The sequence below is a fragment of the Selenomonas ruminantium subsp. lactilytica TAM6421 genome (genome assembly GCF_000284095.1).
Classification (GTDB): Bacteria; Bacillota; Negativicutes; order Selenomonadales; family Selenomonadaceae; genus Selenomonas_A; species Selenomonas_A lactilytica.
In genome coordinates, this window is sequence record NC_017068.1 from 830,674 (window position 1) to 844,565 (window position 13,892).

Consider the following 13,892-nt stretch of genomic DNA (forward strand, 5'->3'; position numbering starts at 1 on the left):
GGTATTCAGGCCGACGGCTGTTTGTCGTATGTTCTGTTTGGCACGATTATTAGACGGCAATCTTTTTGCATTCGCGAAAAGGTTGCCGTTTTTATTTTTGTGTTTACCCCGAAAAAGAGGAGGCTGTGCTATGAGTAACGAAACCGGTGGCGAGCTGGATCTGCAGGCTATCTTGAAGAAAGCCGAGCAGCAGACAGACTTTCCCGATGTGCCTTTGGACGAGTTTACCCCGCCCACTTATGAGGAGTGGAAGGAAGCCTGTATCGCCCTCTTGAAGGGAGCGCCCTTTGAGAAGAAAATGTACACCAAAACCTATGAGGGCATTACCTTTGATCCCATGTATTTCCGCAAGGATACCGAAGACATCCTGCCGAAGAATTCCTTCCCGGGTATGGACGATTTCCTGCGTGGTGCCCAGCCCAGCGGATATCTGGGAAAACCCTGGGGGATAGCGCAGGCCTGTGATGAAACCATGCCCGCAGAAAACAATGAGCTGCTGCGCCACGAGCAGGAGAAAGGCTCCACCATCTACCATATCAAGCTGGACAGTGCCAGCCTGAAGGCGCAGGATGTGCGCAAGGCAGCTGCCCCCGGGGACGAGGGCGTGTCGGTGACCACCCTGGATGATATGCACACCTTGCTCAATGGCCTGAAACTCGATAAATATCCTCTTTACCTCTATGCTGGGGAATCGGCGCTGCCGATGCTTTCCCTGTTTGCCGGGGCTTTGAAGGCCTCTGGTCAGGATCTAAAGCAGATCCGGGGCATCGTCGGGGCTGATCCCTTAGGGGAATTGGCTGCTGGCGGCAAGAATAGCAAAGATACGGCGAGCCTTTACGATGAAATGGCCCGCTGTGCCAAATGGGCCATTGCCCATGCTCCGGGGCTCAAGACTGTGTTCGTGCGCAGTGATGTCTACAGCCGGGGCGGTGCCAACGACGTGCAGGAGTCGGCTTATACCCTGGCCACGGCCGTAGCCTATCTGCGGGCCATGCTGGAACGGGGGCTCTCCATTGAAGAAGCTGCCGGGCAGATCATGTTCGGTTTCTCCATGGGGGCCAACTTCTTCCTGCAGATTGCCAAGCTCCGTGCCCTGCGTCCGCTCTGGTCGCAGATCGTGGAGGCCTTTGGTGGCAGCAAGGAAGCCCAGCGCATGCATATCCATGCCCGTCCGGCCTTGTTCTTCAAGACCGTCTATGATCCCTATGTCAATATGCTTCGGAATACCACGGAAATCTTCTCCGGTGTCGTGGGCGGTGTGGATTCCTTTGAGAGCTCGCCCTTTGATGAGCCCATCCGCAAAGGCGACGAATTCTCCCGCCGCATTGCCCGGAATGTGCAGATCATCCTGCAGGAGGAATTCGGCCTGCTACAGCCCATCGATCCCGCAGGCGGTTCCTGGGCTGTGGAGACTTTGACCAAGCAGATGAAGGAAAAGATCTGGGCTGAGTTCCAGGTCATCGAGGGCAAGGGCGGCATCCTGAAAGCCTTGCAGGAAGGGTATCCGCAAAGTGAGATTGCGGGCGTTCTGGCGGCCCGTTTCAAGGCTTCGGAAACCCGCAAGGACAGGATCGTAGGCAACAATATGTATCCGAATATGACGGAAACCCTGCTGGATCCGCGTCCCGAAGATATGGCTGAGAATAAGAAACAGCGCACGGCTCAGGTAGAGGAATATCTGGCTGATATTGATGAAGCCTTCAAGCTTGAAATGCTGACAGCCCTGAAGGCTGGCAAGGACGAAGGGGAACTGGCCATTGCTGCGGCTCTGGCTGGCGCCACTACGGAAGAGATTGCCGGTGCTCTGGCTGGCGGAGTGAGCGAAGAAGTCGCGTCCATTGCCCCCCATCGCTGGAGCGAGCGCTTTGAAGCCCTGCGGAAGCTGACGGAGGATTACAAGGCAGAACATCACGACAATGTCAAGATCTTCCTGGCCAATATGGGGCCCATCCCACAGCACAAGGCCAGAGCGGATTTCACCACGGGCTTCCTGCAGGTAGGTGCCTTTGAGGTGCTGACCAATAACGGCTTCCCCACGGTGGAGGAAGCAGCCCAGGCAGCCAAGGAATCCGGGGCGGATGCCGTGGTTATCTGCTCCACGGATGCGACTTATCCCGAAATCGTGCCGGAGCTGGCACCGAAACTTCATGAGGTCCTGCCCAATGCCACGGTATTCTTGGCCGGAGCGGCACCGAAAGACCTGCTTGAAACCTACAATGAAGCGGGCATTGATGAGTATATCTCCGTCAAGGCCAACTGCTATAAGATCCTGCAGCTCCTGCAGCAGAAGAAAGGGATGATTGCATAATGGGAAGCTTTACGAACCCTGACTTTACCAATATGAGCCTGCGGGAACCTACGGGGGCTGATGTCAAAGAGTGGGAAAAACTCTTCAGCGCACAGGCCGGTGCAGATTTCGACGCTTATACCCGCCGCACCATGGAACACATTCCGGTAAAGCCTTTATATAACCATGACGAATATGACCATATGAACCATCTGGATTTTGCCAGCGGCATTCCGCCCTGCCTGCGCGGGCCGTACTCCACCATGTACGTCTTCCGTCCCTGGACCGTGCGTCAGTACGCCGGTTTCTCCACGGCAGAGGAATCCAACGCATTCTATCGGCGCAATCTGGCAGCCGGTCAGAAAGGTCTGTCCATTGCCTTTGACCTGCCGACGCACCGCGGCTACGATGCGGATAACCCCCGTGTTGTAGGTGATGTGGGTAAGGCTGGCGTATCCGTGTGCTCCATGCTGGATATGAATATCCTGTTCTCGGGGATTCCTCTCGATCAGATGTCCGTATCCATGACCATGAACGGCGCCGTGCTGCCGATTCTGGCCTTCTTTATCCAGTCCGGCGTGGAGCAGGGTGTGGATAAGAAGATCATGGCGGGCACCATCCAGAACGATATCCTGAAAGAGTTCATGGTGCGTAACACCTATATCTATCCGCCGGAAATGTCCATGCGCATCATCGGTGATATCTTCGAATACACCACGAAATACATGCCGAAGTTCAACAGCATCTCAATTTCCGGTTACCATATGCAGGAGGCCGGTGCTCCGGCCGATATCGAGCTGGGCTATACCCTGGCAGATGGTCTGGAATACATCCGCACGGGTATCAATGCCGGCCTGCCGGTGGATGCCTTTGCCAAGCGTCTGTCCTTCTTCTGGGCCATCGGCAAGAACTACTTCATGGAAGTGGCCAAGATGCGGGCGGCGCGCGTGCTCTGGGCGAAGATCGTCAAATCCTTTGGCGCTCAGGAACCCAAGTCCATGGCACTTCGTACCCATTGTCAGACTTCGGGTTGGTCCCTTACGGCACAGGATCCCTTCAACAATATCTCCCGCACGGCTATGGAGGCCATGGGCGCGGCCCTGGGCCATACCCAGTCCCTGCATACCAATGCCCTGGACGAGGCCATTGCCCTGCCGACGGACTTCTCGGCCCGCATTGCCCGCAATACGCAGCTCTATATCCAGGACGAGACCAAGGTCTGCAAGATCATCGATCCCTGGGGCGGCTCCTATTATGTGGAGGCCCTTACCAACGAGATCATTCGCCGTGCCTGGGCCCATATTCAGGAAGTCGAGGCCTTGGGCGGCATGGCCAAGGCTATCTCCACGGGTTTGCCCAAGATGCGTATCGAGGAAGCGGCAGCCCGCCGTCAGGCTCAGATCGACTCGGGCAACGAGACCATTGTGGGCTTGAACAAATACCGGCTGGAGAAGGAAGATCCCCTGGAGATCCTGGCCATCGACAATACTGCCGTGCGCAATGCCCAGGTGGAACGCCTCGAAAAACTGCGGCGTGAACGCAATGAGGACGATGTGCGCCGGGCCCTTGAGGCCATCACGAAAGCAGCCGATAGCCGTGATAACGGCAATCTGCTGGAATGCGCTGTGGAAGCTGCTCGGGTGCGTGCGTCTTTGGGCGAGATTTCCGACGCAGTGGAAAAGGTTTCTGGCCGCTATCAGGCGGTTATTCATACCATTTCGGGAGTCTATTCTTCCGAGTTCACAGACAAGACCGAGCTGGATAAAGCCCGGGCTATGGCCGACGAGTTCGAAGAACTCACAGGCCGCCGTCCCCGCATCTTTGTAGCCAAGATGGGACAGGACGGTCACGACCGCGGTCAGAAAGTTATTGCTTCGTCCTTCGCCGATATGGGCTGGGACGTTGATGTGGGCCCGCTGTTCCAGACACCGGAGGAAACGGCACAGGATGCTGTGGATAACGATGTGCATATGGTGGGCTTCAGTTCACTGGCGGCGGGGCATAACACCCTCCTGCCCCAGCTGGTGGATGAACTCAAAAAACTGGGCCGTGAGGATATCATGGTCTGCATCGGCGGTGTCATCCCCGTGCAGGATTATGACAACCTCTATAAACACGGCGCAGTAGCTATCTTTGCCCCAGGAACCAATATTCCTGAGGCTGGTATAAAGCTTTTGAACCTGCTGCTTGACCGGGCGAAAGAAGAACTGGCCGAGGAGTAAACAGCCACAGGCTGACGAAAGGGGCTGATAGGATCGCAAGCCAATCCCCTTCCGCCGCTGCGGGGGGAGGCTTTATAAGGAGGCCATGATGGAACAGAAATACACAACAAGCAAGCCCAGCTGGGTGCCGGAGGAGAAGAACGATAAGTTCGCCTGCTCGGTGATGGGCGGCATTGAGGGAATCAAGGACACTACCGTGGGCAATATCAATCCTGCTCTGCAGAGCGGGAAGATGAAGCCGAAAAGACGGCTCGTCATGTCCGAGGATGACTATGTGGAAGGGGTCTTAAATGGGGATAGGATGACCCTTTCCCGGGCCATCACCTTGATTGAAAGCAACAGCCCCCGTCACTTTGCCAAGGCCCAGCGGGTGCTGCAGCGGCTTCTGCCTCATACGGGAAAAGCCCTGCGCATTGGTATTACGGGCGTGCCCGGAGCCGGGAAAAGCACCATGATCGAGGCCTTTGGCAATATGCTTTGCGATGCAGGGCATCGCGTGGCGGTGTTGACTGTCGATCCCACAAGTTCCGTGACGAAAGGCTCTATACTGGGGGATAAGACTCGGATGGGGACCTTATCACGGCGGCGGGAAGCCTTTATCCGGCCTTCACCTGCGGGCGGCACATTGGGGGGCGTTGCTCGCAAGAGCCGGGAGACCATGCTGATGTGCGAGGCGGCAGGTTATGATGTCATCATCATCGAGACCGTCGGGGTGGGACAGTCAGAAACCACCGTGCGCTCGATGGTGGACTTCTTCCTGCTCGTGGTGCTCACGGGTGCCGGGGATGAATTGCAGGGAATCAAGAAGGGAATCATGGAACTGGCTGATGCTATTGTCGTAAACAAGGCGGATGGGGATAACCTTGTGAAGGCACAAGTATCGCGGGGGCAGTATGAGCGGATGCTCGAATACATCCGCCCGGCTACTCCCGGCTGGCCAACCCATGCCTATATGTGCTCGGCTGTGGAAAAGACCGGCCTCAGGGAACTTTGGGAAGTCATCAAGGGGTTCCGGGACAATACACAGAAGAGCGGTATCTGGAGCAAGCGCCGGGATGGGCAGCTGCTGGATTGGATGCACAGCATGATTGATGAGCATCTGCATAATCTGTTCTTTGAAGATCCCGTGATCACAGGCAGGATGCCGGAGGTGCGGGAAGCGGTGCTCGATGGCACTATATCGCCCACGCAGGCGGTGGCAGAGCTCGTGAAGCTCTTTGATGTGGAGCGGGCGGCCCGCCGGCAGGTGGATATCTTCCATCCGGAGCAGGAAAAGGGGTGAGTATTTGTATACGAAGAAAATCTATTTTTCCGGCGGGGATTTCCATGAATTGCAGGCGGTCTTCCGTCATGTTCCGGGGGTGATATCTGTATGCACCGGCTATATCAATGGGGAAGGCGAAGGTGATTTTGCGGCTATAGCCAGCGGACAGGTCAGGGCTTATATGGGGGTGGAGGTAAGTTATAATCCCAAGAAGGTGGATATCTCCAAGCTGATGGACCTGCTCTTTGCCGTGGTGAATCCGTATGTTCCCGATGGTCAGGGGAAGGCCAGAGGGGAGATGTACCGGGCGGGCGTATTCTATGCGTCGGCCGAGGATGAACCACAGGTGCAGCTGCATATGAACTTCCTTGCCAACCGCGGCAAGGCGCCAACAGCGGGAAATGTGGGGCTGATTGTCAACGATCCCAACAGCAATCCCAAGCTGGCAAGAAAACTGTATGCATTGGCTGAGCCAATCAAGAGTTTTCAGGCAGCGGAAGCGGAACATCAGGATTATCTCATCCGCCATCCCGAAACAGAGACTTATATTGATTTTGTAAAATTACGGTCATATGTGAAATTTTGACAACAAAGCCCGCTGGTGAAAGTGCCAACGGGCTTTTTGCAAATTGCAGTTTGTGAGTGAGTTCGTGCTGAAGGTATCCCGTTCATACGCAGTCAGGGGTTCACGGGGGAGTACTTTTTCTGTTTCCGCTAAAACGACCCTCTCGGCAATTTTAGAGCTGTTTAGCCAGATGGCGCCGGGCAAGACCGGCGGCGCGTCTTTCAGCGTGCTTTCTGGTAACTGCCTGCCTCGGGCCGGTCTTCGCTGCGCTCAGACAGTCGCTCCCACAGAAAAAGCACTCCCCCGTTCGCCCCCAGCCACGATTTTTGCAATTGGCACGAACCCGGTTCTCCCGTAACAAGAACATCGATGTACTTGTATCCTCCAGCCGGAACATAGCAGCATTGACAAACGTAACTCTGGGTGACGGTGGGGATGCTTTTCCGCCGGCGGAACGACTGCCTGAACGAAGTGAAGGCTGGCCCGCAAACAGCATGTGCTGGATACTTCGTTGATGGACGCGCCGCCGGACTTGCCCGGCGCAGGTTACTGGAAGATGCGTACTTCTGATGGCGGGTCATTTAGTGCAGCGACGGAAAAGTATTCCCACCGCCGCCCCACTGCTCTATGCCAATTGCATTCCAGCTCGCACCGTCAAACTGCAATTTTTATATCCCCCCGGGGGGCTTGTGGAGTTGTTGTCGCACTTGCTATCATGGAATTGATACTGATTTTCGGTGATAAGGAGTGATGGCGTGCGCTTGAAGGATGAAGACAGACATTATTTGGGGATTGCGATGCCTGCCGCTTGGGAAGGACTGTTCATGGTGCTTCTGAGCTCGGTGGATATCATTATGGTGGGCGCATTGGGCACGTCGGCGATTGCGGCGGTGAGCATCTTTACCCAGCCACGCATGATGCTCTTATGCGTGGTGCGTTCGGTGGCTTCGGTGCTGACCTTGCTGACCGCCCGGAAGTTTGGGGCGCAAAAGCTTTCGGAGGTGCCTGCACTGCTCTCGCGGACAATTTTTTGCATGGTCATCCTGATGGGGGCGCTGCATCTGTTGTTCTTCTGGCAACTGGAGGGGATACTGAGCTGGATGGGGGCCAAGGAGGATTATATGGCAGCGGCCCTGTCCTATGGGGATATTGCCCTGCTGGGCGTGTTTTTGACCACGCTGTCTACAATCTTACAGGCGGTGCAGCTGGGCTATGGCCATACGAAACAGGTGATGAGTGCCAATGTGCAGGGCAATGTGGTCAATATCATCGGCAATGCCCTGTTCATCTTCGGCTTGGGGCCCTTCCCGGAGCTGGGCGTTGTGGGAGCGGCGGTGGGCACGGTGCTGGGCACGGGCTGGACACTTTTGCTCACCGGCTATCAGCTGCGCGAAAGTGAATGGGCCGACTGGGGGAGCTTCCTGCCGACACGGGCGTATTTCCGGGAGTTCCTGCCGGTGTTTGCCGGGGTATTCAGCGAGCAGGGCTTCGAACGTATCGGCATGGTGCTCTATACCCGCATGGTGGCAGAGCTGGGGACGGCGGCTTATGCGGTGCATGCCATCTGCATGAACTTTTGCGATTTCTATTACTGCTTTGCTGGCGGCTTGGGCAAGGCCAATATGGTCATGGCCGGCCATGCGCATGGAGCCGGGGATTGGGCTTATTGGCAGCGCCAGCTCAGAGCCGGGCTTAAGTGGAGCGTACTGTTCTCTATGGTTTCCTTTGTGCTGACCTTTGCCCTGCGGGAAGAAATCTTCAGCCTCTATTCCCATGAGGCTGAGCTTTTGCCCTTGGGCGCGATGATCATGATCTTTGTGGCCGCGGTGAGCTTCCCCGAAGCGCATGCGATGGTCTGTGCGGGCGTCCTGCGCGGGAGCGGGCAGACCAGCCAGGTCGCGGCTTATTCCTTTGTGAGCATCGCGTTCCTGCGGCCGCTGATCACGGCTTTTTTCCTGCAGGTATTGGAGCTGGGACTTGCTGGGGCATGGCTGGCATTGGCTATCGACCAGTCCATCCGGGCTGGCTGTGCGTCCTTCCTGCTCTGGCGTTTGTGGCGCAGCCGGCCGCAGGCAGCCTATGAGACTTGACACAGGTCCATGATGATGATAAAATTGTGCGTGTTTGTGATATTTATCATACGATTACAGCTGAATATGGATTGAATCCGGTGTCGGAAGACTTAATAGAGAAGCTGGTATAAGCCAGCGCGGTCCCGCCACTGTAACAGGGAGTCATATGGCATTTAGGTCACTGAAAGGGGCAAAGCACTTTCGGGAAGGCGCGATATGATGATGAACTGGAGCCAGGAGAACTGCCGGATTGACAATCACCGCTGGGAGCTGCACTGCGGCTCCCGATACCCGCGAGCGATGGGGATGGGGATTTTGCTGGAGTAGTTTATGGTGAGCCTGTCTGTTTTTATGCGGACAGGCTTTTTTATATTATTTTTTATGAGGAGTGGGATGTTTTGCAAAAAATCATCGGCAAGATGTCACAAATGCTGGTGACGCTTGTAGGCGTCAGCTTTTTGACCTTTTGCCTGACCTATCTGGCGCCGGGGGATCCGGCGGCGATGCTCTTAGAGGCTGGGGATACCATCGTGTCCCAGGAGACTTTGGACAAGACGCGTGCGGAATTAGGTCTGGACAAGCCCTTTCTGGTGCAGTATGCCAACTGGGCCGGGGGCGTGCTGCATGGGGATATGGGCATGTCCTATTCGGCCAAGAAACCGGTGACGGACAAGTTGTTGGAGGGCTTTGCCGGAACCTTGACGCTGGCGGCTGTGACCATCGTGTTCGTGCTGCTGATTTCCCTGCCCTTGGGCATCTGGTCGGCAGTACACCGCAATGGCTGGCAGGATTATCTGGTGCGGGGCGTGTCCTTTATCGGCGTGTCCATGCCGAGCTTTTGGATTGGTCTGATCTTTCTCTATGTGTTTGGCCTGAGGCTGGGCTGGTTCCCCATAGCCAAATCCGCCGTGACGGCGGAGGGCATCGTACTGCCTGCGCTGACGCTGGCGCTCTATATGTCTTCCAAGTACATCCGTCAGGTGCGCACGGTATTTCTGGAAGAACTGCGGCAGGATTATGTGGTGGGCGCCCGGGCCAGAGGCCTTTCGGAGCAGGCCATCCTTTGGAAGCATGTGCTGCCCAATGCCGTATTGCCCTTGATTACCTTGCTGGGCATGTCCATTGGCTGGCTGCTGGGCGGTGTGGCCGTCATCGAGATGGTGTTTTCCTGGCCGGGCATCGGCAATATGGCGGTGCGGGCGATTTCCATGCGGGATTATCCGCTGATTGAAGGCTTCGTGCTCTGGATTTCTATCGTCTACATGGGCATCAATGCGCTGGTGGATCTATCCTATGTCTATCTGGATCCGCGGCTGAAAAAGGAGGGCAGGGCATGACGGTTTTTCGGGAAAATAAATTATTTGCCTTCTATACGGCGCTGGTCGCATTGATCGTGCTATTGGCGTTGTTTGCGCCCTTCCTGGCGCCGCAGGATCCCATGGCCGGCGATATGAAGCTGGTCCTGCAGACGCCGTCGGCCCAGCATGTACTCGGTACGGATAAACTGGGGCGGGATATTTTCTCCCGCATACTCTGCGGCACGCAGATTTCCTTGTTTATGGCTTTGTGCCTGGTGGCCCTGATTGCCGTCGTAGGCACATTGGTGGGAGTATTGGCCGGTTACTTCGGCGGCTGGCTGGAAACGATCCTGATGCGCTTTGCGGATATGATGCTGGCGTTCCCCGGCATCGTGCTGGCCATCGCCATTGCCGGTATCCTGGGCGGCAGTGTGGTCAATACCATCCTGGCTCTGCTGGTGGTGAGCTGGGCCAAATACGCGCGGCTGGTCAGGAGCCTGGTCATTCGCCTGCGCGGCCAGGATTTCATTTTGGCCGCCAAGATTCAGGGCGCGCGAACGGCGAGCATTCTCTGGCGTCATATCCTGCCCAATGTTCTGCCCATGGTGGTAATTACGGGGGCCATGGACATCGGCACGATGATGATGGAGATCGCCGGTCTGTCCTTCCTGGGCTTTGGTGCTCAGCCGCCGACACCGGAATGGGGACTGATGCTCAATGAGGGGCGGCAGTATATCCAGTCGGCACCCTGGCTGATGATTTATCCGGGGCTGGCTATTTTTATCGTGGTGGCGATATTCAATCTGTGGGGAGACAGCCTGCGGGATGTGCTTGACCCACGGCAGGAATAAACTATTTTAGCAAAGGGGAAGTTTTGAGAAATGAAGATTTTTAATGCGAAGAAGTTATGGAAAGCCGTGAGCCTTGGTCTCTGCGGTGCGGCTCTGACTGTGATGCTGGCCGGCTGCGGTGCGGATAACAGCAGCTCGGTGGATAAGGGCGTGCTCAAGGTTGGTGTGACGAATTTTGCCGATACCTTAGAGCCTACGCAGAATTTCTTTGGCTGGGTGGTCATGCGCTATGGCCTGGGCGAATGCCTGACGAAATTTGACGAGAAGATGAACGTGCAGCCCTGGCTGGCTGAAAGCTGGAGCATCAGCGATGACCATACGACCTGGACATTCAAGATCCGTGAGGGCGTGAAGTTCTCCAATGGCAATCCGCTGACGGCTGATGCGGTCAAGAAATCCATCGAACGCGCCTTCGAGAAGAACAACCGCGCCGCGACTTTCTTCAAGTACAAGGAAATCAAGGCCGAAGGCCAGACACTGACCATCGTGACGGAAAAGCCCATGCCGAATATGCCGGGCTTTTTGGCCGATCCCCTGTTCATCATCGTGGATACCAGCGCTGAGGGCAGCCGTGACTTTGCCAAGGAAGGCCCCATCTGCACCGGCCCCTATATGGTGGAATCCTTCGTGAAGGAAAAGGCCGTAATGAAGAAGAACCCGAACTATTGGGATGGCGAAGTGCCGTTTGAAACCGTAGAGATCCCGTCCATCGACGATCCGAACACCCGCGCTATGGCGCTGCAGTCCGGCGAGGTGGATATGGCCGTGAACATTGCCGCTGGCGATATGGATACGTTCCGCGGCAACGACAAGTTCTTCGTGGATGAGATTTCCTCCCTGCGTACGGTGCTGGCCCGTCTGAACCATAAGGGCATCCTGAAGGATGACAAGGTGCGTGCCGCGCTGATCTGCGGCTGCGACCGGGAAACCTACAATAATGTGCTCCTGAAGGGCACCTTCCTGCCAGGCAAGGCCCCGGTACCGCCGTCCATGGACTATGGCTTTGACCAGCTGACCGATCCTAACGCCTACAATCCGGAACGGGCAGCCAAGCTCCTCGATGAAGCTGGCTGGAAGGATACCAATGGCGATGGCATCCGCGAAAAGGATGGCCAGCCGCTGAAGCTGGACTTCGTGGTCTACAACAGCCGCGCCGAACTGCCGCTCTATGCCGAAGCTGTGCAGGCTGACCTCAAGAAGCTGGGCTTTGACATCAATATCAAGACCGTGGATTACAATCTTGTAGACCAGATGGGCATCAAGGGCGAATATGACCTCTTGATTTCCAACATCACGACGGCCAACACGGGCGATCCGGAAATCTTCCTGTCCTGGTATTGGAAGACCAACCACAATGGCGATAATCCGCAGAATGGTTCCGGTTACAGCAATCCGGCCCTCGATACCAAGTTCAATGAACTGGCCGCTGAATTTGACAAGAGCAAACGTCGTCAGCTGATCATCGACATCCAGCAGATCCTGCTGAATGATGGTGCGGCTCTGTTCCTGGGCTATCCGCAGACCAATATCGTCAGCAACAAGGCTCTGGCCAATGTGAAGATGTATCCGTCTGACTACTATTGGATCACGAATATCATCAAACCGGCTGGTAAATAAGGGATAAATCATGTTGTTGAATGTAAAAGAGCTTGCCATTGACTATCAAGGCAAAAACACCGTGGCAAATGTCAATTTTGACTTGTCAGCCGGGGAAATCATGGCCATTGTCGGTGAATCCGGCAGTGGCAAGACTTCTGTGATTCGCGCTATCTTAGGCTGCCTTTCGGGCACGGGGCAGGTATCTGCCGGGGAAATCAACTTCAACGGCCGCGATATCGCGCATCTCTCGAATAAGGAATGGCTCGCCATCCGGGGCAAGGATATGGCCATGATCTTCCAGGACAGCGGAAATATGCTCAATCCTGTGCAGACCATCGGCCGGCAGTTTGTGGAATACATCCAGCTGCATAGCAAGCTGAGCCATAGTGAGGCCGTGAAAAAGGCCTGCGGCCTGCTCGCCCGCATGAATCTGCCGGATCCGGCCCGCGTGATGGACTCCTATGCCTTTGAACTCAGTGGCGGCATGCGCCAGCGCGTAGGTATTGCAATGGCGCTGACTTTCTCGCCGCAGCTGCTGCTCGCAGATGAACCGACGTCGGCGCTCGATGTGACCACTCAGGCGCAGATCGTCGATGAGCTGATGCAGGTGGTCCACGAAGCCGGTTCGGCCATGATCATCGTCACTCATAATATCGGCGTGGCGGCCCATATGGCCGATAAGATCATGGTCATGGCCGGCGGCAAGGTCGTGGAATACGGCAAAACGGATGAAATCATCAAAAATCCGCAGGCTGAATACACCCGTACTTTGCTGGGTTCCGTGCCGGAGATTGGAGGTCAGCGCTATGTCAGCTAAGGAAGTCCTGCTCGCCACTGACAAGGTAAGCAAAATCTTTAACTTGAAGGATGGGACGAGATTCACAGCCTGCAATGAGGTGAGCATCAGCCTGCACAAGGGCGAGACGCTGGGACTCGTAGGCGAATCCGGCTGCGGCAAGTCCACCTTCGTCCGCACGATCATGGGGCTGCATCCCGCGACCAGCGGCAAGATCCTGTTCAAGGGGGAGGATATCACCAATCTGACGGGCGAAAAGCGCCGGGAGATGGCCAAGCATATCCAGATGATCTTCCAGGATCCGGCGACGGCTTTCAATCCCAAAATGCGCATCAAGGACATCATCTGCGAGCCCTTGCGTAATTTTGAGCGCGTCAGTGATAAGGAAGCCGAGGCCAGGGCCGTTGACCTATTGCGGCAGGTGGAACTGGCGCCGGAAATCGCCCTGCGCTATCCGCATGAGCTCTCTGGCGGTCAGCGTCAGCGTGTCGGCATTGCCCGGGCACTGATCTTAGAGCCGGAAATCATCATCTGCGATGAGGCCACCAGCGCGCTCGATGTGTCCGTGCAGGACAGCATCGCCAAACTGCTGGCCAAGATCCAGCGGGAAAAGGGTGTCAGCTATATCTTCATCTGCCATGACCTGGCCCTCGTGAGTCTGATCAGCCATCGGGTGATGGTGATGCAGAAGGGCAATGTGGTGGAGGAACTGCCGGGGAATAAGCTGCAGTCCTGCCAGCATCCCTATACGAAAAAATTATTGGCCTCGGTGTTTACCGTGCATAGATAAATAGGAACAGCCTATGAAAACCGTGTGTTTTCATAGGCTGTTTTTTATGGAAAAATATGCAATTCATATCCCCCGGGGGAGCTTGTGAGAATATTTGAAATTTTTTAAAATGGATTTAAGGATTTGACATGGTCAGAGACTGAGATTT

At 55.7% G+C, this 13,892-nt stretch carries 10 protein-coding genes and 1 riboswitch; all 10 genes read left to right on the forward strand.

Translation table 11 applies throughout. From position 1 onward, the window contains the following. Window positions 1-130 precede the first annotated feature (130 nt). The 10 genes from SELR_RS04045 to SELR_RS04090 all read left to right on the forward strand — a co-directional run bounded on the left by SELR_RS04045 (window position 131) and on the right by SELR_RS04090 (window position 13,744). Window positions 131-2,308, forward strand: coding sequence for a methylmalonyl-CoA mutase family protein (locus SELR_RS04045; protein ID WP_014423925.1), 2,178 nt, complete (start codon window positions 131-133; stop codon window positions 2,306-2,308). Next, window positions 2,308-4,509 carry a methylmalonyl-CoA mutase gene (gene scpA / locus SELR_RS04050; RefSeq protein ID WP_014423926.1) on the forward strand — a complete coding sequence of 734 codons (2,202 nt, stop codon included), beginning with the start codon at window positions 2,308-2,310 and terminating at the stop codon, window positions 4,507-4,509. Before SELR_RS04045 ends, scpA begins: the two co-directional genes overlap by 1 nt. 88 nt (window positions 4,510-4,597) lie before the next feature. Beyond that, window positions 4,598-5,791: a methylmalonyl Co-A mutase-associated GTPase MeaB gene (gene meaB / locus SELR_RS04055; RefSeq protein ID WP_014423927.1), complete on the forward strand. Its 1,194-nt coding sequence runs from the start codon at window positions 4,598-4,600 to the stop codon at window positions 5,789-5,791. Between the two features lie 4 nt (window positions 5,792-5,795). After that, window positions 5,796-6,359 (forward strand): peptide-methionine (S)-S-oxide reductase, encoded by a 564-nt coding sequence (locus SELR_RS04060; RefSeq protein WP_014423928.1) that lies wholly within the window; start codon window positions 5,796-5,798, stop codon window positions 6,357-6,359. A 734-nt stretch (window positions 6,360-7,093) separates the two neighbouring features. Next, entirely contained in the window at window positions 7,094-8,428 is a 1,335-nt protein-coding gene (locus tag SELR_RS04065; RefSeq protein WP_014423930.1) for an MATE family efflux transporter, read from the forward strand. A gap of 61 nt (window positions 8,429-8,489) precedes the next feature. Further along, window positions 8,490-8,674, forward strand: a riboswitch (cobalamin riboswitch). Between the two features lie 134 nt (window positions 8,675-8,808). Then, complete coding sequence (gene nikB / locus SELR_RS04070; RefSeq protein WP_014423932.1) at window positions 8,809-9,747, forward strand: nickel ABC transporter permease; 939 nt, start codon at window positions 8,809-8,811, stop codon at window positions 9,745-9,747. Further along, entirely contained in the window at window positions 9,744-10,559 is an 816-nt protein-coding gene (gene nikC, locus SELR_RS04075; protein ID WP_014423933.1) for a nickel transporter permease, read from the forward strand. The genes nikB and nikC overlap by 4 nt, the downstream gene beginning before the upstream one ends. Before the next feature lie 30 nt (window positions 10,560-10,589). Then, window positions 10,590-12,176 carry an ABC transporter substrate-binding protein gene (locus SELR_RS04080; RefSeq protein ID WP_014423934.1) on the forward strand — a complete coding sequence of 529 codons (1,587 nt, stop codon included), beginning with the start codon at window positions 10,590-10,592 and terminating at the stop codon, window positions 12,174-12,176. Window positions 12,177-12,186: 10 nt separating this feature from the next. Then, window positions 12,187-12,975, forward strand: coding sequence for an ABC transporter ATP-binding protein (locus SELR_RS04085; protein WP_014423935.1), 789 nt, complete (start codon window positions 12,187-12,189; stop codon window positions 12,973-12,975). Further along, the gene (locus tag SELR_RS04090; protein WP_014423936.1) at window positions 12,965-13,744 is read left to right on the forward strand and encodes an ABC transporter ATP-binding protein; all 780 of its coding nucleotides are present in this window, start codon (window positions 12,965-12,967) and stop codon (window positions 13,742-13,744) included. Before SELR_RS04085 ends, SELR_RS04090 begins: the two co-directional genes overlap by 11 nt. Window positions 13,745-13,892: the final 148 nt, after the last annotated feature.

What these genes read in the sequence shown, in the direction of transcription:
- meaB (WP_014423927.1), top strand. Translation starts at nt 4,598, where the DNA reads ATGGAACAGAAATACACAACAAGCAAGCCCAGCTGGGTGCCGGAGGAG.
- SELR_RS04045 (WP_014423925.1), top strand. Translation starts at nt 131, where the DNA reads ATGAGTAACGAAACCGGTGGCGAGCTGGATCTGCAGGCTATCTTGAAG.
- nikC (WP_014423933.1), top strand. Translation starts at nt 9,744, where the DNA reads ATGACGGTTTTTCGGGAAAATAAATTATTTGCCTTCTATACGGCGCTG.
- SELR_RS04090 (WP_014423936.1), top strand. Translation starts at nt 12,965, where the DNA reads ATGTCAGCTAAGGAAGTCCTGCTCGCCACTGACAAGGTAAGCAAAATC.
- SELR_RS04085 (WP_014423935.1), top strand. Translation starts at nt 12,187, where the DNA reads ATGTTGTTGAATGTAAAAGAGCTTGCCATTGACTATCAAGGCAAAAAC.
- scpA (WP_014423926.1), top strand. Translation starts at nt 2,308, where the DNA reads ATGGGAAGCTTTACGAACCCTGACTTTACCAATATGAGCCTGCGGGAA.
- SELR_RS04080 (WP_014423934.1), top strand. Translation starts at nt 10,590, where the DNA reads ATGAAGATTTTTAATGCGAAGAAGTTATGGAAAGCCGTGAGCCTTGGT.